Origin of the sequence: Escherichia sp. 93.1518 (assembly GCF_013368915.2) — a bacterium.
Classification (GTDB): domain Bacteria; phylum Pseudomonadota; class Gammaproteobacteria; order Enterobacterales; family Enterobacteriaceae; genus Escherichia; species Escherichia ruysiae.
Genome location: NZ_JABWMT020000003.1, coordinates 182904 through 202243, shown reverse-complemented (window position 1 = coordinate 202243; position 19340 = coordinate 182904). Strand labels below are relative to the sequence as shown.

18 protein-coding genes are annotated in these 19340 nt (G+C 50.7%); 12 read left to right on the top strand and 6 right to left on the bottom strand.

The features are described 5' to 3' along the window. Window positions 1-98: 98 nt before the first annotated feature. On the bottom strand, window positions 99-1193 hold the full coding sequence (ddlA, locus tag HEN21_RS03640) for a D-alanine--D-alanine ligase (protein WP_176251672.1): 1095 nt from the start codon (window positions 1191-1193) through the stop codon (window positions 99-101). A gap of 460 nt (window positions 1194-1653) precedes the next feature. Here ddlA and iraP point away from each other — a divergent pair, with 460 nt between their 5' ends. From iraP to adrA, 4 genes are all read left to right on the top strand, one after another. Continuing rightward, window positions 1654-1914, top strand: coding sequence for an anti-adapter protein IraP (iraP, locus tag HEN21_RS03635; RefSeq protein ID WP_000792966.1), 261 nt, complete (start codon window positions 1654-1656; stop codon window positions 1912-1914). A gap of 101 nt (window positions 1915-2015) precedes the next feature. Further along, window positions 2016-3428 carry an alkaline phosphatase gene (phoA, locus tag HEN21_RS03630; RefSeq protein ID WP_176251671.1) on the top strand — a complete coding sequence of 471 codons (1413 nt, stop codon included), beginning with the start codon at window positions 2016-2018 and terminating at the stop codon, window positions 3426-3428. A gap of 121 nt (window positions 3429-3549) precedes the next feature. Next, on the top strand, window positions 3550-3870 hold the full coding sequence (psiF, locus tag HEN21_RS03625; protein ID WP_010344700.1) for a phosphate starvation-inducible protein PsiF: 321 nt from the start codon (window positions 3550-3552) through the stop codon (window positions 3868-3870). Window positions 3871-3971: 101 nt separating this feature from the next. Continuing rightward, window positions 3972-5087 (top strand): diguanylate cyclase AdrA, encoded by a 1116-nt coding sequence (adrA, locus tag HEN21_RS03620; protein ID WP_000484072.1) that lies wholly within the window; start codon window positions 3972-3974, stop codon window positions 5085-5087. Between the two features lie 17 nt (window positions 5088-5104). Here adrA and proC read toward each other — a convergent pair whose 3' ends face one another. Further along, window positions 5105-5914 carry a pyrroline-5-carboxylate reductase gene (gene proC / locus HEN21_RS03615; RefSeq protein ID WP_010344698.1) on the bottom strand — a complete coding sequence of 270 codons (810 nt, stop codon included), beginning with the start codon at window positions 5912-5914 and terminating at the stop codon, window positions 5105-5107. Between the two features lie 119 nt (window positions 5915-6033). Here proC and HEN21_RS03610 point away from each other — a divergent pair, with 119 nt between their 5' ends. The 5 genes from HEN21_RS03610 to ppnP all read left to right on the top strand — a co-directional run bounded on the left by HEN21_RS03610 (window position 6034) and on the right by ppnP (window position 8730). Continuing rightward, window positions 6034-6492 carry a YaiI/YqxD family protein gene (locus tag HEN21_RS03610; RefSeq protein WP_000158148.1) on the top strand — a complete coding sequence of 153 codons (459 nt, stop codon included), beginning with the start codon at window positions 6034-6036 and terminating at the stop codon, window positions 6490-6492. A gap of 181 nt (window positions 6493-6673) precedes the next feature. Beyond that, window positions 6674-7198, top strand: coding sequence for a shikimate kinase AroL (gene aroL, locus HEN21_RS03605; protein WP_000193382.1), 525 nt, complete (start codon window positions 6674-6676; stop codon window positions 7196-7198). 49 nt (window positions 7199-7247) lie between these two features. Next, window positions 7248-7439, top strand: coding sequence for a protein YaiA (yaiA, locus tag HEN21_RS03600; protein WP_001142439.1), 192 nt, complete (start codon window positions 7248-7250; stop codon window positions 7437-7439). A gap of 257 nt (window positions 7440-7696) precedes the next feature. After that, window positions 7697-8374, top strand: a complete 678-nt coding sequence (locus HEN21_RS03595) for an AroM family protein (protein WP_001276431.1) — start codon at window positions 7697-7699, stop codon at window positions 8372-8374. Window positions 8375-8445: 71 nt separating this feature from the next. Next, a complete protein-coding gene (ppnP, locus tag HEN21_RS03590) occupies window positions 8446-8730 on the top strand; it encodes a pyrimidine/purine nucleoside phosphorylase (protein ID WP_000941942.1) in 285 nt (94 codons plus the stop codon). A gap of 355 nt (window positions 8731-9085) precedes the next feature. Here ppnP and rdgC read toward each other — a convergent pair whose 3' ends face one another. Next, window positions 9086-9997: a recombination-associated protein RdgC gene (gene rdgC, locus HEN21_RS03585; RefSeq protein ID WP_024165072.1), complete on the bottom strand. Its 912-nt coding sequence runs from the start codon at window positions 9995-9997 to the stop codon at window positions 9086-9088. Between the two features lie 124 nt (window positions 9998-10121). Between rdgC and mak the strand changes: the two genes are divergently transcribed. Beyond that, complete coding sequence (gene mak / locus HEN21_RS03580) at window positions 10122-11030, top strand: fructokinase (RefSeq protein WP_309487106.1); 909 nt, start codon at window positions 10122-10124, stop codon at window positions 11028-11030. A 125-nt stretch (window positions 11031-11155) separates the two neighbouring features. Here the strand turns inward: mak and araJ are convergent, their stop codons facing one another. The 3 genes from araJ to sbcD all read right to left on the bottom strand — a co-directional run bounded on the left by araJ (window position 11156) and on the right by sbcD (window position 16808). Then, window positions 11156-12340 carry an MFS transporter AraJ gene (araJ, locus tag HEN21_RS03570; protein WP_176251686.1) on the bottom strand — a complete coding sequence of 395 codons (1185 nt, stop codon included), beginning with the start codon at window positions 12338-12340 and terminating at the stop codon, window positions 11156-11158. Window positions 12341-12465: 125 nt separating this feature from the next. After that, on the bottom strand, window positions 12466-15609 hold the full coding sequence (sbcC, locus tag HEN21_RS03565; RefSeq protein WP_176251670.1) for an exonuclease subunit SbcC: 3144 nt from the start codon (window positions 15607-15609) through the stop codon (window positions 12466-12468). Continuing rightward, window positions 15606-16808 (bottom strand): exonuclease subunit SbcD, encoded by a 1203-nt coding sequence (gene sbcD / locus HEN21_RS03560; RefSeq protein ID WP_176242653.1) that lies wholly within the window; start codon window positions 16806-16808, stop codon window positions 15606-15608. Before sbcD ends, sbcC begins: the two co-directional genes overlap by 4 nt. A 189-nt stretch (window positions 16809-16997) precedes the next feature. Between sbcD and phoB the strand changes: the two genes are divergently transcribed. Further along, entirely contained in the window at window positions 16998-17687 is a 690-nt protein-coding gene (phoB, locus tag HEN21_RS03555; protein WP_000113933.1) for a phosphate response regulator transcription factor PhoB, read from the top strand. A gap of 57 nt (window positions 17688-17744) precedes the next feature. Continuing rightward, window positions 17745-19040 carry a phosphate regulon sensor histidine kinase PhoR gene (phoR, locus tag HEN21_RS03550; RefSeq protein ID WP_000893607.1) on the top strand — a complete coding sequence of 432 codons (1296 nt, stop codon included), beginning with the start codon at window positions 17745-17747 and terminating at the stop codon, window positions 19038-19040. The last annotated feature ends 300 nt before the right edge of the window (window positions 19041-19340 follow it).

Below are 19340 nucleotides of genomic sequence, written 5' to 3'. Positions count from 1 at the left end.
AATTATCTGGTAGGCCTGATAAGCGGAGCGTATCAGGCAATTTTACGTTTGCCATCAGTCTTAAACGCCCAATAAAAATATTACCGGGCGATTGAAAATTACATAGTGGTTTTCAGTGCGTTATCCGCAGCGTGACGTTCCAGTGCCAGCTCAATCAAACGCGTGATCAGGTCGGTGTAACTCAGGCCGCTGGCTTGCCACAACTTCGGATACATGCTGATGTTAGTGAAGCCCGGCAGCGTGTTGATCTCGTTGATCACCACCTCGTTTTCCGGCGTTAAAAAGACGTCTACACGCGCCATGCCAGCACATCCCAACGTCTGGTAAGCCTGAACCGCAATCGCCCGGATCTTATCGTTGATTTCTGGCGCAATGGCAGCCGGAACCACCACTTTTGCACCATCTTCATCAATGTATTTGGTGTCGTAGGCGTAGAAATCACTGGTCAGTACGATCTCGCCACAGGTGCTGGCCTGCGGATTGTCATTGCCCAGAACCGCGCATTCGATCTCACGCCCTTTGATCCCTTGCTCCACGATCACTTTATGATCGAACTCGAACGCCAGATCGACGGCCATCGTATATTGTTCTTCGCTGGTTACTTTGCTGACGCCTACGGAGGAACCCTGGTTAGCCGGTTTTACAAACAGCGGTAAACCCAGTTTAGACTTCACTTCGGCAAAACTGATGTTGTGGCGATTGGCGCGCGTCAGGGTAATAAATGGCGCGATGTTCAACCCGGCATCACGCAGTAGACGTTTGGTGACGTCTTTGTCCATACATGCAGCGGAAGCCAGAACATCGGAACCGACAAATGGTAAATTGGCGACACGCAACATCCCCTGCAGGGAGCCATCTTCACCCAGCGTACCGTGGACAATCGGGAAAATGACATCCACCGTTGGTAATGGTTGACCATTCTGTGCATCAATAAGTTGGTGTTCATGTTTACCCGGCACCTGCGCAAGGCTGGTCGCCGAAGGACGCAACGCAATATGGGCAGGATCGTCTGCGTTTAGCAGATAATTGCTGGCATCGCTGACGTGCCATTGCCCTTGTTTATCAATGCCCAGCAGCACAACATCGAAGCGACTTTTATCAATGGCATCGACAATATTTTTTGCCGATTGCAGAGACACTTCATGTTCCGCTGATTTTCCACCAAAAACGATACCTACCCGCAGTTTTTCCATCTTAAAAACCTATCCCGTCGAACATAAAGCACATACATTACCACGACAAAACGGTTGATTCGCGGCCTTCTGACAGAATGTTGCAATCTTCTGGTCACAAAGCGCCCAGCGTACTGACGGAGAAATATCAATGGCTAAATTATGTGCGTTAGATCACAAAAATGATGAACGGGAAGCGAATTTATCTCTGGTATTAACCATGGTTCAATCAGTGAATAGCTTAATAATAAGTTAACGAAGTAAATATATTCCATAACTTTTTATTATATTAAGGCTTTATAATTGAATAGCTGTTTTATTTATAAGGGAATTATTTAAATAAGAGAAACGTTTCGCTGATAAATATGTGAAAATATTTGTGCAAAGTATTTCCTTCGTCATAAAAATACTACTTACAACCCCTATGCAGTTATGAAGCATAATGTTAACTTCTCCATACTTTGGATAAGGAAATACAGACATGAAAAATCTCATTGCTGAGTTGTTATTTAAGCTTGCACAAAAAGAAGAAGAGTCGAAAGAACTGTGCGCGCAGGTTGAGGCACTGGAGATTATAGTCACCGCGATGCTTCGCAATATGGCGCAAAAAGACCAACAGCAGTTGATTGATCAGGTTGAGGGAGCACTGTACGCGGTAAAGCCCGATGCCAGCATTCCTGACGACGATACGGAGCTGCTGCGCGATTACGTAAAAAAGTTATTGAGGCATCCTCGTCAGTAAAACGTTAAACCTTTTCAACCGTTGTCATAAAGCTGTCACGGCAGAGACTTATAGTCGCTTTGTTTTTATTTTTTACTGTATTTGTACATGGAGAAAATAAAGTGAAACAAAGCACTATTGCACTGGCTCTCTTACCGTTACTGTTTACCCCTGTGACAAAAGCCCGGACACCTGATGTACCCATTCTGGAAAAACGAGCTGCACAGGGAGATATTACTACGCCGGGCGGCGCTCGCCGTTTAACTGGCGATCAGACTGCTGCCTTGCGTGATTCTCTTAGCGATAAACCGGCGAAAAATATTATTTTACTTATTGGCGATGGGATGGGGGATTCGGAAATAACTGCCGCACGAAATTATGCCGAAGGTGCGGGCGGTTTTTTTAAAGGAATCGATGCCTTACCGCTTACCGGACAATACACCCACTACTCGCTGGATAAAAAAACCGGTAAACCGGACTATGTCACCGACTCCGCTGCATCCGCAACCGCCTGGTCAACTGGCGTCAAAACTTATAACGGCGCGCTGGGCGTCGATATTCATGAAAAAGATCATCCAACGATTCTGGAGATGGCAAAAGCCGCAGGACTGGCGACCGGCAACGTTTCAACGGCAGAATTGCAGGATGCCACACCCGCCGCGCTGGTGGCGCATGTGACATCGCGCAAATGCTACGGACCGAGCGTGACCAGTGAAAAATGCCCAAGTAATGCGCTGGAAAAAGGCGGTAAAGGTTCCATTACCGAACAACTTCTTAACGCCCGTGCCGATGTTACGCTTGGCGGCGGTGCAAAAACGTTTGCAGAAACCGCAACCGCCGGTGAGTGGCAGGGAAAAACGCTGCGTGAGCAGGCGCAGGCTCGCGGCTATCAGTTAGTGAGTGACGCAGCATCGCTGGAGGCAGTAACGGAGGCAAATCAGGATAAACCGCTACTTGGGCTGTTTTCTGACGGCAATATGCCAGTTCGTTGGGAAGGGCCGAAGGCGTCTTATCACGGTAATATCGATAAACCCGCAGTAACCTGTACCCCGAATCCGCAACGAAATGACAGTGTGCCGACGTTAGCGCAGATGACCGATAAAGCCATTGAGTTATTGAGCAAAAACGAGAAAGGATTCTTCCTGCAAGTCGAAGGTGCATCTATCGATAAACAGGATCATGCCGCTAATCCTTGTGGACAAATTGGTGAGACGGTTGACCTCGATGAAGCGGTACAACGGGCGCTTGAGTTTGCCAAAAAAGATGGCAATACATTAGTGATAGTCACCGCTGACCACGCTCACGCCAGCCAGATTGTCGCGCCGGATACCAAAGCACCGGGTCTGACTCAGGCATTAATGACCAAAGATGGCGCGGTAATGGTAATGAGCTACGGTAACTCGGAAGAAGATTCACAAGAACATACCGGCAGCCAGTTGCGTATTGCCGCTTATGGTCCGCACGCTGCCAACGTGGTTGGTCTGACCGATCAGACCGATCTCTTCTACACCATGAAAGCCGCGCTGGGTCTGTAGTCAAAACGCATCCGGCGGTGAATTTTTGCCGCCGGTTGGTATTTTTTCTGTTAGCAACCAGACTTAAAGGCAGATCACGGGCGCAAACGCTCCTGGTTAAAATGTGAAGAGGGATGGTGCTATGAAAATAACATTACTGGTTACCCTGTTATTCGGTTTAGTTTTTTTAACCACTGTCGGCGCTGCCGAGAAGACGTTAACCCCGCAACAACAACGAATGACTTCCTGTAATCAACAGGCGACGGCGAAGGCGTTGAAGGGGGATGCCCGCAAGACGTATATGAGTGATTGTCTGAAGAACAGCAAATCTGCGCCCGGCGAGAAGAGTTTGACGCCGCAGCAGCAGAAGATGCGTGAATGCAATGGCCAGGCGACGCAGCAATCTCTGAAAGGCGATGATCGCAATAAGTTTATGAGTACCTGTCTTAAGAACGCCGCCTGATCCCTGATAGTGCTAACGGGTGAGCTAAGAAAATGGCTCACCCGAAATATCATACTTCCGCTTTTCGCCCCGTCTCTATAATTTGGGAAAATTGTTTCTGAATGTTCCCAAAAATAATGAATGATGAAAATTTTTTCAAAAAAGCGGCGGCGCACGGGGAGGAACCACCATTAACTCCTCAAAACGAACATCAGCGTTCCGGGCTGCGCTTCGCCCGGCGCGTCAGGTTACCCCGTATGGTAGGACTGGCGGGGATGTTCTTACCGATTGCTTCAACGCTGGTTTCGCATCCGCCGTCGGGCTGGTGGTGGCTGGTGTTAGTCGGCTGGGCTTTTGTCTGGCCACATTTAGCCTGGCAGTTAGCGAGCAGAGCCATTGATCCGCTTGGTCGGGAAATTTACAACTTAAAAACCGATGCGGTGTTAGCGGGAATGTGGGTCGGCGTGATGGGCGTAAACGTGCTGCCTTCGATCGCAATGTTGATGATTATGTGTCTGAATTTGATGGGAGCCGGCGGCCCTCGTCTGTTTGTCGCTGGTCTGGTGCTGATGGTCGTTTCCTGCCTTGTCACCCTCGAACTGACGGGTATCACGGTGTCACTAAATAGTGCGCCGCTGGAATGGTGGCTCTCACTGCCCATTATCGTCATTTATCCTCTGCTGTTTGGCTGGGTCAGCTACCAGACGGCAACAAAACTTGCAGAACATAAACGCAGATTGCAGGTCATGAGTACCCGCGACGGCATGACGGGTGTTTACAACAGGCGTCACTGGGAAATAATGTTGCGCAATGAGTTTGATAACTGTCGGCGACATAACCGCGATGCGACGTTGTTAATCATCGATATCGACCATTTCAAAAGCATCAACGACACCTGGGGCCATGATGTGGGCGATGAGGCAATAGTTGCTCTCACCCGTCAGTTACAAATTACTCTGCGCGGTAGTGATGTGATTGGTCGTTTTGGTGGGGATGAATTTGCGGTGATTATGTCTGGTACGCCAGCAGAAAATGCCATTACCGCCATGTTACGGGTACATGAAGGGTTAAATACATTACGTTTACCAAATACGCCGCAGGTAATGTTGCGGATAAGTGTCGGTGTTGCGCCGCTGAGTCCGCAAATGAGTCACTATCGTGAGTGGCTGAAATCGGCAGATATGGCACTTTATAAAGCAAAGAAAGCCGGACGTAACCGCACCGAAGTGGCGGCCTGACGTCCGGGGAGAGTTCATCAGGACTTGCTAAGTTTTTCTGATTTTTCCATACACTTCGTCATTGCTTCGATCACTGCGGCACGGAAGCCTTTCTCTTCCAGCACGCGCACTGCTTCAATGGTAGTGCCTCCCGGTGAGCAAACCATATCTTTCAACGCGCCCGGATGTTCTCCGGTTTCCAGCACCATTTTTGCAGAACCCATTACCGCCTGAGCGGCAAATTTATACGCCTGCGCGCGTGGCATACCTCCCAGCACGGCAGCGTCGGCCATTGCTTCGATAAACATAAAGACATAGGCAGGAGAAGAGCCGCTCACGCCGACCACCGGATGGATCATCGGTTCGGCAATGACTTCCGCCTCGCCAAAGCAGCGGAAAATGTTCAGCACATCGGCAGTATCTTCAGGCGTAACCAGCGCGTTTGGCGTTACGGAAGTCATCCCTGCATTGACCAGCGCGGGGGTATTTGGCATAGCGCGGATAATTTTCCTGTCATGACCCAGCGCCCGGGCAAGTTGGTCGAGCGTGACGCCCGCTGCAATAGAGACAACCAGCGAGTCTTTATTCAGGCTGGACGTGATTTCACTAAGCACTTTGATCATGATGCCCGGTTTAACGGCGGCAAAAACGATGTCGGTGATTTGTGCCACTTCCTGCGCCGATTCTGCGGCGTTGATGCCGAACTGATCGTGTAAAGCAGCGACTTTATCCGGGGAGGGGGTATACACCCAGATTTGCCCTGGAAGCACCTGACCACTGGCAATCAGACCGCCGAGAATGGCTTTTCCCATATTACCGCAGCCAATAAAACCGATTTTCTTTTCCATTGCCTCACTCCTGCCGTGAAATTCATTGTTTTGATAATCGCTGGCAGAAGCATAAACAGAACTATGCCGGAAGGCAAAAGCGCGACACAATAGAGGATTACCCAACAAAGGATGAGTTTATGACAATTTGGGTGGACGCCGATGCGTGTCCCAATGTAATTAAAGAGATTTTGTATCGCGCGGCTGAACGTATGCAAATGCCGCTGGTACTGGTGGCTAACCAGAGTTTACGTGTACCGCCATCGCCGTTTATTCGCACGCTGCGCGTCGCGGCAGGTTTTGACGTTGCCGATAATGAAATTGTACGCCAGTGTGAAGCGGGCGATTTGGTGATCACCGCAGACATTCCTCTGGCTTCTGAAGCCATTGAGAAGGGAGCTGCGGCACTTAATCCACGTGGCGAACGTTACACGCCAGCGACCATTCGTGAACGTCTGATGATGCGCGATTTTATGGATACCTTACGCGCCAGTGGTATCCAGACCGGAGGGCCAGATAGCCTTTCGCAGCGTGACCGCCAGGCATTCGCCGCCGAACTGGAAAAGTGGTGGCTGGAAGTGCAACGTAGTCGCTCGTGAATGTAATTTATTAGTTACAGTTCTTTCTTGAGTATTTCTTGGTATAGTAAGGGTGTATTGAAATTCTCACCTTAAGTGGAATTATTTCTTTACAGTCGAAATTGTACTAGCTTGATGGTATGATCGCTATTCTTACGAACCCGGCTTTCGCCGCATTGCGACCTTTTGGGGAAAACCCACGATGACACAACCTCTTTTTCTGATCGGGCCTCGGGGCTGTGGTAAAACAACGGTCGGAATGGCCCTTGCCGATTCGCTCAACTGTCGGTTTGTCGATACCGACCAGTGGTTGCAATCACAACTCAATATGACGGTCGCGGAGATCGTCGAAAGGGAAGAGTGGGCCGGATTTCGCGCCAGAGAAACCGCAGCACTGGAAGCGGTGACAGCACCATCGACCGTTATCGCCACGGGGGGCGGCATTATTCTGACGGAATTTAATCGTCACTACATGCGTAATAACGGGATTGTGGTTTATCTGTGTGCGCCAGTAGCGGTACTGGTTAATCGTCTGCAAGCGGCACCCGAAGAGGATTTGCGACCAACCTTAACCGGAAAGCCGCTAAGTGAAGAAGTTCAGGAAGTGCTGGAAGAACGCGATGCGTTATATCGCGAAGTCGCGCATATTATCATTAACGCTAACAATGAACCCAGCCAGGTGATTTCTGAAATTCGTAGTGCCCTGGCACAGACGATCAATTGTTGATTCCCGAGCGCCTATACTTAACGTTCATCCCGTGAAATAAGGAAGAACGATGCCAACGAAACCGCCTTATCCTCGTGAAGCATATATTGTAACGATTGAAAAAGGAAAACCAGGGCAGACCGTAACCTGGTATCAGCTCAGAGCCGATCATCCCAAACCTGACTCTTTAATCAGCGAACATCCGACCGCTCAGGAAGCGATGGATGCCAAAAAACGCTATGAGGATCCTGACAAAGAGTGACCGTATCAGACTGCTCGGAAGGGACTCTGAGTGCTACTACAAAGGATCTGCGTCACATTTTTCACAATTCATGTTTTTCAAATAATTAGAATATTAAACAATAACAATCTATTACTGGAATCATTTGGAATCTTTACATTGTGCCGGGCGCGTCTACTGCTACGCTTTTTGTCATTTGTAGCACAGGTAAGTGCCAGCAGTGGTGCTTAACATTTGCCCGGTAATTAACGACGAAGTAAAAGTAAGGTGGAATAACAATGAGTGCGTCGTTGGCGATCCTGACCATCGGCATTGTACCTATGCAGGAAGTTTTACCGCTCCTGACTGAGTACATTGACGAAAATAACATTTCCCATCATAGCCTGCTGGGGAAGTTAAGCCGCGAAGAAGTGATGGCGGAGTATGCGCCAGAAGCAGGCGAAGAAACGATTCTTACATTATTAAATGACAATCAACTGGCTCACGTTTCGCGTCGTAAAGTAGAACGCGATCTGCAAAGCGTGGTTGAAGTGCTTGATAACCAGGGGTACGACGTCATTTTGTTGATGAGTACGGCAAACATTAGCAGTATGACGGCACGTAATACAATCTTTCTGGAACCGTTGCGTATATTGCCACCGCTGGTTTCTACCATTGTCGAAGGTCATCAGGTCGGTGTAATCGTACCGGTTGAAGAACTGTTGCACGTTCAGGCGCAAAAATGGCAAATCCTGCAGAAACCGCCTTTGTTTTCTCTGGGGAACCCCATTCATGATTCTGAACAGAAAATCATCGATGCCGGGAAAGAACTACTGGAAAACGGTGCGGATGTCATCATGCTGGATTGTTTGGGATTTAACCAGCGCCATCGTGATTTACTGCAAAAACAGCTCGATGTTCCTGTTTTGCTCTCTAACGTATTGATTACAAGGCTGGCTGCAGAATTACTGGTGTAATTTTGCGTGACAGCCAGCGCCTCTGGCCCCTATAGTGAAGTAGACGTTCAACTACCAGACAGGGCCAGTTTATGCTTCAAAGTAACGAGTACTTTTCCGGCAAAGTGAAATCGATCGGCTTTTCCAGCAGCAGCACTGGTCGCGCCAGCGTTGGTGTCATGGTTGAAGGCGAATACACCTTCAGCACCGCCGAGCCGGAAGAGATGACGGTAATCAGCGGGGCGCTGAATGTGTTACTGCCTGACGCGACCGACTGGCAAGTGTATGAAGCCGGCTCCGTATTTAATGTTCCCGGCCACAGCGAGTTCCATCTGCAAGTTGCTGAACCGACCTCTTATTTGTGCCGCTATCTGTAATATCTCGCCTTCCCATTTAATGGGAGGGCATTTTTCTGAAATATTCTTTATTTTGGTAATAATAAACGCCAATGGCTGCTGGTTTTTATATTGTCGATATATAAATAAAATATAAAATTGATATAAGTCTTAGCGAAGATTGTTAATAAAATTAATGCGTTGATAACTTGTATTACTGACTTTGACGAACCGTCTATAAATTCATTGCATCAGTTATCCGTGCGTAATTCAAAATAGTGGAAACACCGGTTGTCGCCTTAAAAATCGCGAATGATTATATCAATGTCAGGTGTGACTTTGTACGCCGGATAAGACGCGCCAGGCGTCGCATCCGGCATTAAAGGTAAATCAGCAATTAACGCTGTGCTTCGCCACCCAATCCTTCGATCAGGTTTTGAATTAACGCTGCCAGTTCACCGGTCATCAGGATGAAATCGGCATCAAAACGCTGGGCGAAATCTTCGCGGTCGATATCTTCGTTTTGATCGCGCAGTTCATCGCAGAATTTCAGACGCTTGAGCGAACCATCGTCGCACATCACAAACTGAATGCGCTGCTGCCAGTCGAGCGCCAGTTTAGTCACCACTTTTCCAGCTTCAATGTGATTGGTGATCTCTTCGCTGGTCAGATCTTGTTTCTTCGCGCGGATCACGCCGCCATCTTCCAGCAGCGATTTCAGCTCGGCTTCATCAAGCAACTGGAAGCCCTGCGCTGCGCTACCGGAGCGTACCCATTCGGTCAGCGTCAGTTCAATCGGGTTTTCCATGGTCAATGGCACAACCGGTAACGACCCCAGGCTTTTACGCAGCAGTGCCAGCGTATCTTCCGCTTTTTTGGCGCTGGCGCAGTCCACCATAATCAGCCCGTTAACCGTGTCGATCCACATCATGGTCTGGCTGAAGCGGCTGAATGCGCGCGGCAACAGAGAGTGCAGCACTTCATCTTTCAGCGAATCTTTTTCGGTTTTCTTCAGCTTACGCGCCTGTTCCGCTTCCAGTTTGGCGATTTTCGCTTCCAGCGCCTGTTTAATCACCGGAGACGGGAGGATTTTTTCTTCTTTGCGCGCGCAGATAACAATTTGACCATTGGCAACGTGCGTTAATGCATCGCTGTGCGATCCCATCGGAGGAACCCAGCCCATCTTCGCCATGTCCTGGCTTCCGCATGGGGTAAATGCCATCGAGGCTAGCTGTTTTTCCATCTCTTCTGCACGCAGCGAAATTTCGCGGCTAAGACGGTAAACCATTAAATTTTTGAACCACAGCATGATAATTTCCACGGCCTTGTCGTTAAATTTAGCGGGCATGATAACGAATTGTCGGCGGCCTTGCATTGCCAATCCGGTTGTCCGTCTCTACGCTATTGATATTGAAAAAAATAAGGAGAGTACCGTGCGTATAGGTATCGATTTAGGCGGCACCAAAACTGAAGTGATTGTACTGGGCGATGCAGGGGAGCAGTTGTACCGCTATCGTCTGCCCACGCCGCGTGATGATTACCAGCAGACTATTGAAACGATCGCCACGTTGGTTGATATGGCGGAGCAGGCGACAGGGCAGCGCGGAACGGTAGGTATGGGCATTCCAGGTTCGATTTCGCCCTACACCGGTGTGGTGAAGAATGCCAATTCAACCTGGCTCAACGGTCAGCCATTCGATAAAGACTTAAGCGCGAGGTTGCAGCGGGAAGTGCGGCTGGCAAATGACGCCAACTGTCTGGCGGTTTCGGAAGCGGTAGATGGAGCGGCTGCGGGAGCGCAGACGGTATTTGCCGTGATTATCGGTACGGGATGCGGCGCGGGCGTGGCGTTCAATGGGCGGGCGCATATCGGCGGTAACGGCACGGCAGGCGAGTGGGGACACAACCCGCTACCGTGGATGGACGAAGATGAACTGCGTTATCGCGAAGAAGTCCCTTGTTATTGCGGTAAACAAGGCTGTATTGAAACCTTTATTTCGGGCACGGGATTCGCGACGGATTATCATCGGTTGAGCGGACATGCGCTGAAAGGTAGTGAAATTATCCGCCTGGTTGAAGAAAGCGATCCGGTTGCAGAGCTGGCATTGCGTCGCTATGAGCTGCGGCTGGCAAAGTCGCTGGCACACGTGGTGAATATTCTCGATCCGGATGTGATTGTGCTGGGGGGCGGGATGAGCAATGTTGACCGTTTATATCAAACAGTTCCGCAGTTGATTAAACAATTTGTCTTCGGCGGTGAATGTGAAACGCCGGTGCGCAAGGCGAAGCACGGTGATTCCAGCGGCGTACGCGGCGCCGCGTGGTTATGGCCGCAAGAGTAAAAAAACCAGGCAATTGGCGCATCATGCCTGATGCGACGCTTGCCGCGTCTTATCAGGCCTACAAATGGCCGGATAAGGCGCTCGCGCCGCATCCGGCAATAAGTAATTAGCACCGAGACTATAACCTACCCCAGTGGTTTCGCCAGCACCGGATTGTCCGCCACTTGCTGGCGCTTATAGCGACCATACAGCAGCAACGACGACATTGCAGCAAACGAGAGCACGGCGGCTGGCAGAGCGACGTAATTATACGCCAGCCCCAGCGTCAGCATCATACCACCGCAATATGCGCCGACGGCGCTACCGAGGTTAAACGCTATTTGCCCGCCTGCGGCACCTAATAACTCTCCGCCTTTGGCATTTTGCAGTAACAATATTTGCAGCGGCGCCGAAAGGGCAAATAACCCTGCGCAACAAATAAAAGCAAAAATAAGCGACGTTGTTTTCATTCCGCCGAAGAAAAAAAGCATCAGCAACGCCAGCACAATAATGAAGTCGGTTACTGCTGCAATACGCAAAGGCGAGTAACGTCCTGAAATACGTCCACTTAGAATATTTCCCAGAACCATCCCCAGCCCAACTAACATCATAATAAACGTCATCGCCGTTTCCGAAAAACCGGAGATAAACATCATGTAAGGTTTTACGTAGCTGAACCAGGCAAATACACCTGCATTGCCAAACATCGTAGCGGCAAAAATTAACCACGGGGCGGGGCTACGCAAAAAGTGAAATTGTTCGCGCAGCTTTCCTTTCGCCTCGTCGCGAATATCTGGCACCCAAAAATAAACTGATGCCATCACCGCAATATTAAAAACAGCGATCAATAAAAAAGTGTAGCGCCAGCTAAATTCCTGACTTAAATAGGTTCCCAGCGGAATGCCCAGCAGATTGGCGACCGTCATCCCTGAAACCATACCCGCCACGGCAGCGGTGACTTTGCCGGGCTTGATAATTTTCGATAACACAATCGCTCCGACGCCAAAAAACGCGCCATGCGGAAAGCCGGAAACCAGGCGACCAATGGCGAGCATCAGGTAAGACGAAGAGAGCGTGAACATGGCGTTACCGATGACGCACAAGGTCACCAGAAACAACAAGATATGTTTAAGCGAGTAGCGGCTGGAAAAGAGCGCGATGATCGGCGCGCCGACCACCACACCCAGCGCATAATACGAGATCATATGCCCGGCGGCAGGAATCGAAATTCCTACATTATGTGCCAGCTCTGTGAGCACGCCCATAATGCCAAATTCGGCCATCCCCAGGCCAAACGTGCCCAGAGCCAAAGATAAAATGACTTTTTTCATACCACCATCACAACCACCAGGACGGCTACGAATCACCGTAGCCAATAAAGTGATAGCTTGCAGGATAACGCCCAGCGAGGCCAAGAGATAATTCGCCCCTCTGTATTCATTATCCTGCTGAATAGTTATTTCACCGCGAACGTGCTGTCCAGTTTGCTGTAGCCCAGTCCGTTGATCTTCTTCACTTTGATCTGCACAGGAATACGCTCTTTCATCGCTTCAACGTGGCTAATCACGCCGATAGTTTTACCACTGGCGTTCAGGGCATCCAGCGCATCAAGGGCGGTATCCAGCGTCTCGCTATCCAGCGTGCCGAAACCTTCATCGAGGAATAACGAGTCAATGCGCGTTTTATGGCTGACCAGATCCGAAAGCGCCAGCGCCAGTGCCAGACTGACGAGAAAACTCTCGCCGCCGGAAAGCGTTCGGGTATCGCGTACCGCATCTGCCTGCCAGGTATCGACAACCTCGACTTCCAGCGCCTCGCTGGCTTTGCGCTGTAACAGATAGCGCCCATGCAGGCGAGTAAGTTGCTGGTTAGCGAGATGAACTAAATTATCCAGCGTCAGCCCCTGGGCAAACTTACGGAATTTATCGCCCTCTTTGGAGCCAATCAGCGAATTGAGATAACCCCAGTCTTCAACCTGCTGTGTTGTCTGGGCAATTTGCTGCATTAAGGTTTGTTGTTGCTGACGGTTGTCTGCATCCTGTTTCAACTGCTGGCGAATTTCGCCCTGACTCGTGGTGTTTTCACGCAACTTTTGGTTAGTTTGCGCTAACTCTTGTTGAATCTGTTCCGCCGTCACAGTGAGATCCAACCCATCGGGCCGGTGTTGCTGATGCTGTGCCAGCGTTTCTGTTGTCTGAGTTGCCAGCGTTTGCGCCTGACGACGCTGGTTTTCCAGATTCTGCTTGAGCTGTTCCAGTTGCGTTAGAGTCTGTTCATCCATTAGCGCCGCAAGGAACGCCCGCTGATCGTCAAAGACGCTGGCCTGTAGCGCGGTGTCAAACTGCGCCTGGGCTTTTTGCAGACTTTGCGCCGCCAGAACTTCTTGTTGCTGCAAGGTTTGCCGCTGGCTTTGCAACGCGAGACATTGCTCATGAACTTGCCGCCAGTTTTCCAGCGTCACAGTAGCTTCGCTGTGTGGCAGTTCATCATTTTGCGGCAATGTGTCCAGAATCGGCGTCAGCTGCTGAATACGGTTTTGCAGCTCGGTTAATTCGTTCTGGCGCTGCTGCCAGCTCTGCGCTTCTTGCTGACGTGTTGCCAACCAGCTCTCTTCTTCATCTTCTTGTGGCAGTACCAGCGCGTAACCCGTTAACGCCGCAGAGAGTTGCTGATGGCGTTGTTCAATCTGTTGTTGATACTGGATAATTTGCTGATTGTGCGCGGCAATTTGCTCCTGCAATTCATGACGCTGATTGAGTAATTGCAGTTGCTTTTCATGCTCTTCCTGGGCGGCAAGCCATGGTTGAATATCGTCCTGCGGCTGCAAAGTGATACTGAGGCTGGCAGTTAGTGTATGCCATTCCTGAGTAAGTGCTTGCTCATCTTGTCGGAGGCTTTGTGCTTCGTTCTCATCCCGCTGAAGCTGCTTCGTTAAGGCGTCCAGTTGCCCACGTAGCGCCGCGCCTTCTTCACCGAGCTTTTTAACTTCATTTTCCAGCGCCAGTAATCGAGACTGATTAACGCCTGGTTCCAGCGCCCGATACGCCTCGACCGCCGGGTGGCTGGTGGAACCACAAAGCGGACAAGGCTGACCTGCCTGTAATTGCGCTCGCTGGGCTTCCAGCGTTTTAATGTGTGCTTCCTGTTCGCAAATGGTTTTGACATCGGCAAGCTGTTGCGTCTTCTCTTTATAACGTTGGCGCATTTCAGTGAGCGCGGCGTTACGTTGTGTCTGTTCCTGCGTAACGCTCTGAATAGCGGCCTGTAGCTGCGCCAGGCGTTTTTGCTGGGGAACAATTTGCCCATGTAGCGCGATCAGGCGCTGACGCAGCGGACGTTGTTCGGCATGTTGTGCCTGCGCAGCGGCAACTTCGGCGGCGGTTAAAGTTAAAGAGATCGCCGGAAGGGCATTAAGTTTTTGCTCTGCATGGGTTAATTGCTGTTGCCATTGCCGCAGATGCTTGCGATCGCTGGCCTGTTGGGCGAACTGCGCCCGCCAACCCGCCAGTTCGTTGTTCCACTGCCGGAAGCGGTCGTGTTCCTGTAACCACACATTCAGATTTTGTTGATGCTGTTGTAATTCAGCCGACTGCTTCGCCGCGTGGTGACGAATGCTTGCGCGAAGCGCCATTGTGCGATGTAAGCGAGTGTTTACTTCTTCAATCTGCTGGCGAGTATGCGCCAGCGCCGCGCTGTGTTCTGCGATGCGTTCCCAGTGCGGACGAAGATTTCGTGCCGGTTGTGCCAGACTGAGCGCCGCCAGTTGAGGTTGCGCTTTTTCTTCCTCGACTAACGCCCGTTGCAGTGCCTGCTGACGACGGCTAGCGTCTTTTTGCAATTCATCCAGACGCGTTAACCAGTTAAGCGATTGTTGTTCTTGCTGCTGTGTGACGAGTAACTGTTTTTCTTCGTCAGTGAGTACCTGCAAACTTTCTGTCAGCGATTGCACCTGTTCTGGCGCTAATAATGCGACGCCGCTGGCCTGCGCTTGCAGCTTCTCCAGTTCAGTGCGAGCCGATTTATGCTGTTCAAAAACCATCGCGGAGATTTGCCCGTAAATTTCGGTGCCGGTTAACTCCTCCAGCAATTCCGCGCGCTCTTTCGGTTTGGCATTCAGGAAGGCAGCAAATTGCCCCTGCGAAAGCAGCATCGAACGGGTGAAACGCCCGTAATCCAGTCCGGTTAACGTCGCCGTTAATTCCAGCTTATCTTTCACTTTATCGGCGAGGATTTTGCCGTCTGCACAACGCGCCAGCTCTACGCGCGGCACCTGCAAATTACCGTCCGGCTGGTTACGTGCCCGATTCTGGCTCCAGAATGCGCGGTACGCTTCACCTTTGACTTCAAACTCCACTTCCGCCAGACATTCGGCGGTATCGCGGGTCATCAGATCATTTTGCGATTGCGAAACGTTGGAGAGGCGCGGAGTTTCGTGATACAGCGCCAGGCAGATGGCATCGAGCAGCGTGGTTTTCCCCGCGCCGGTTGGGCCGGTAATCGCAAACAGACCGTTGCTGGCGAACGGCTCGCGGGTGAAATCAATCTTCCATTCGCCTTTTAATGAATTCAGGTTTTTCAGGCGCAGGCTGAGAATTTTCATGCTTCGTGTTCTCCGGCGAGGCTATGCAACGTCGTGGCGAAAAGATGCTGCAGACGTTGCTGCTGCGATTCATCAAGTTCTTCCAGTGCCAGACGGCGATTGAACACCTCTTCGACGCTGAGTTCGCTGAGGGTTTCACGCTGTTGGCTGGCTAACACACGCTCGCGCTGTTCACGACTCCGGCGTACCAGCAATACTTCGACAGGTAATGATTCGGTTAATGCCTGGATTTTGCGCTGAATATCATGCAGATACTCATCGGTAGTGATTTCAATATCCAGCCAGACAGGTGGCTCCTGTGGCACATCGCGCCATTGTTCAAGCTGTTCGGTAATCGACGCCAAATCGCCTTTCAGCACCGCCATCGGTTGCGTTACCGGTACGTTCAGGTTTTCCACGCTCTCTAATTTGCCGTTTGAAAAAGTCACCAGATGGACATATTTACTCTTACCGCATTCATCAAAACTCAGTGGAATGGGGGAACCGCAATAGCGAACATGTTCCATGCCGCCAATAATCTGCGCGCGGTGAATATGCCCGAGTGCGATGTAGTCGGCTGGCGGAAAGTTTTGTGCCGGAAACGCGTCCAGCGTGCCAATATAGATGTCACGCACGGCGTCACTTTTACTGGCACCCACGGTCGTTAAATGCCCCGTGGCGATGATGGGCAGAGGTTGATCGCTGCGCAGCTTGCAGGCATCTGCATAGTGTTGTTGATAATAATCGGTGATTGCTGCCAGCAAATGCTGCTGTTTTTCAATGCCGTTAAGCCCCGCCTGGCTGGTAATAATGTCACGCGGGCGTAAAAAAGGAATGGGGCACAGCACTGCGCCCGGTGTCCCGTCGCGACGAGGCAAGATTTGCGGCGCATGTCCGGCACTGGCGACGACGGTGGTATTGAGGAACGCCATGATATCGCGCGATTCATTCAGCGTGGCGACCGAGTCATGGTTTCCCGCCAGTACCACCAGATGACAGCCAGTTTGCTGTAAATTGACAACAAAACGGTTGTATAACGTGCGGGCGTAACTGGGCGGCGAGCCGGTATCGAAAACATCCCCGGCAACAATAATCGCATCCACCTGACGGGTTTGTGCTGTCTCCAGCAACCAGTCAAGAAAAGCCTGATGTTCAGCTTCGCGGCTTTTACTGTAGAAATTCTGGCCGAGATGCCAGTCTGAGGTGTGAAGGATGCGCATAACGATTCCCTGGCGAAAAAGCATGGGCGCGATTATACCCAAACAGATGTGTCATTTGCTTTTTTCTGCGCCACGGAAATCAATAACCTGAAGATATGTGCGACGCGCTTTTCATAAATCTGTCATAAATCTGACGCATAATGGCGTCGCATTAATGATCGCAACCTATTTATTACAACAGGGCAAATCATGGCGAGACGTATTCTGGTCGTAGAAGATGAAGCTCCAATTCGCGAAATGGTCTGCTTCGTGCTCGAGCAAAATGGCTTTCAACCGGTCGAAGCGGAAGATTATGACAGTGCTGTGAATCAACTGAATGAACCCTGGCCGGATTTGATTCTCCTCGACTGGATGTTACCCGGCGGCTCCGGTATCCAGTTCATCAAACATCTCAAGCGCGAGTCGATGACCCGTGATATTCCGGTGGTGATGCTGACCGCCAGAGGGGAAGAAGAAGATCGCGTGCGCGGCCTTGAAACCGGTGCGGATGACTATATCACCAAGCCGTTTTCGCCGAAGGAGCTGGTGGCGCGAATCAAAGCGGTAATGCGCCGTATTTCGCCAATGGCGGTGGAAGAGGTGATCGAGATGCAGGGGCTAAGTCTCGATCCAACTTCTCACCGGGTGATGGCGGGCGAAGAGCCGCTGGAGATGGGGCCGACCGAATTTAAACTGCTGCACTTTTTTATGACGCATCCCGAGCGCGTGTACAGCCGCGAGCAGTTGTTAAACCACGTCTGGGGAACCAACGTGTATGTGGAGGATCGCACGGTCGATGTCCACATTCGTCGCCTGCGTAAAGCACTGGAACCCGGCGGGCATGACCGCATGGTGCAGACCGTGCGCGGTACAGGATATCGTTTTTCAACCCGCTTTTAACGCCTTGCTCATCGGACGCAGAGCAGGGCTTATGATTTCATAACTGGAGTATCTTACGTGCTGGAACGGCTGTCGTGGAAAAGGCTGGTGCTGGAGCTGCTACTTTGCTGCCTCCCGGCTTTCATCCTGGGTGCATTTTTTGGTTACCTGCCCTGGTTTTTGCTGGCATCGGTAACAGGACTGCTTATCTGGCATTTCTGGAATTTACTGCGCCTTTCATGGTGGCTGTGGGTAGATCGCAGTATGACGCCGCCACCGGGGCGTGGTAGCTGGGAACCGCTGCTATATGGCTTACACCAGATGCAGTTGCGAAATAAAAAACGCCGCCGCGAACTGGGCAATCTGATTAAACGTTTTCGTAGCGGTGCGGAGTCGCTGCCCGATGCGGTGGTTCTGACCACGGAAGAGGGCGGTATTTTCTGGTGTAACGGACTGGCGCAACAGATTCTAGGCCTGCGCTGGCCGGAAGATAACGGGCAGAATATCCTTAACCTGCTGCGTTACCCGGAGTTTACGCAATATCTGAAAACGCGTGATTTTTCTCGCCCGCTCAATCTGGTGCTCAACACTGGGCGGCATCTGGAAATTCGCGTCATGCCTTATACCCATAAACAGTTGCTGATGGTGGCGCGTGATGTCACGCAAATGCATCAACTGGAAGGTGCGCGGCGTAACTTTTTTGCCAACGTGAGCCATGAGTTACGTACGCCATTGACGGTGTTACAGGGTTACCTGGAGATGATGGATGAGCAACCGCTGGAAGGCGCGGTACGCGAAAAAGCGTTGCACACCATGCGCGAGCAGACTCAGCGGATGGAAGGGCTGGTGAAGCAGTTGCTGACGCTGTCGAAAATTGAAGCTGCACCGACGCAGTTGCTCAATGAAAAGGTGGATGTGCCGATGATGCTGCGCGTTGTTGAGCGCGAGGCTCAGACTCTGAGCCAGAAAAAACAGACATTTACCTTTGAAATCGATAACGACCTCAAAGTGTCTGGCAATGAAGATCAGCTTCGCAGCGCGATTTCGAACCTGGTCTATAACGCCGTGAATCATACGCCGGAAGGTACGCATATCACTGTACGCTGGCAGCGAGTGCCGCACGGTGCTGAATTTAGCGTTGAAGATAACGGACCGGGTATCGCACCGGAGCATATACCGCGCCTGACCGAGCGTTTTTATCGTGTAGACAAAGCGCGTTCCCGACAAACAGGCGGTAGTGGGCTGGGGTTAGCAATTGTTAAACATGCGGTGAATCATCACGAAAGCCGCCTGCATATTGAGAGTACGGTAGGTAAAGGTACGCGTTTCAGTTTTGTTCTGCCGGAACGTTTAATTGCTAAAAACAGCAATTAATCTGCCTTTGTCATTTTTTGTTGCCATAAGCCAGCCGATGCTGGCTTTTTTTCTTTGCAGTCAAAAGATGGACGCTAAATTTTTACAACGGCTGGTGATTTTTTGTTCGCATGATAAGCCATATCTTTTTCACGGAAATAGTGTTTTATACTGGTTGGTGATTTCTTATCGTTATATCCCTCTGGTTTTTAGATCCCTTCTTGCTTTAAAACGTTATAAGCGTTTAAATTGCGCTTCAGGTGCTGTCATACTGACTGCATTCACGCGGTAAATCGAAAAACTATTCTTCGCCGCGCCTGG

Coding starts and splice junctions, on each gene's coding strand:
- HEN21_RS03610 (WP_000158148.1), top strand. CDS start 6,034: ATGACAATTTGGGTGGACGCCGATGCGTGTCCCAATGTAATTAAAGAG.
- rdgC (WP_024165072.1), bottom strand. CDS start 9,997: ATGCTGTGGTTCAAAAATTTAATGGTTTACCGTCTTAGCCGCGAAATT.
- iraP (WP_000792966.1), top strand. CDS start 1,654: ATGAAAAATCTCATTGCTGAGTTGTTATTTAAGCTTGCACAAAAAGAA.
- psiF (WP_010344700.1), top strand. CDS start 3,550: ATGAAAATAACATTACTGGTTACCCTGTTATTCGGTTTAGTTTTTTTA.
- ppnP (WP_000941942.1), top strand. CDS start 8,446: ATGCTTCAAAGTAACGAGTACTTTTCCGGCAAAGTGAAATCGATCGGC.
- aroL (WP_000193382.1), top strand. CDS start 6,674: ATGACACAACCTCTTTTTCTGATCGGGCCTCGGGGCTGTGGTAAAACA.
- adrA (WP_000484072.1), top strand. CDS start 3,972: ATGTTCCCAAAAATAATGAATGATGAAAATTTTTTCAAAAAAGCGGCG.
- proC (WP_010344698.1), bottom strand. CDS start 5,914: ATGGAAAAGAAAATCGGTTTTATTGGCTGCGGTAATATGGGAAAAGCC.
- ddlA (WP_176251672.1), bottom strand. CDS start 1,193: ATGGAAAAACTGCGGGTAGGTATCGTTTTTGGTGGAAAATCAGCGGAA.
- phoB (WP_000113933.1), top strand. CDS start 16,998: ATGGCGAGACGTATTCTGGTCGTAGAAGATGAAGCTCCAATTCGCGAA.
- sbcD (WP_176242653.1), bottom strand. CDS start 16,808: ATGCGCATCCTTCACACCTCAGACTGGCATCTCGGCCAGAATTTCTAC.
- yaiA (WP_001142439.1), top strand. CDS start 7,248: ATGCCAACGAAACCGCCTTATCCTCGTGAAGCATATATTGTAACGATT.
- sbcC (WP_176251670.1), bottom strand. CDS start 15,609: ATGAAAATTCTCAGCCTGCGCCTGAAAAACCTGAATTCATTAAAAGGC.
- araJ (WP_176251686.1), bottom strand. CDS start 12,340: ATGAAAAAAGTCATTTTATCTTTGGCTCTGGGCACGTTTGGCCTGGGG.
- HEN21_RS03595 (WP_001276431.1), top strand. CDS start 7,697: ATGAGTGCGTCGTTGGCGATCCTGACCATCGGCATTGTACCTATGCAG.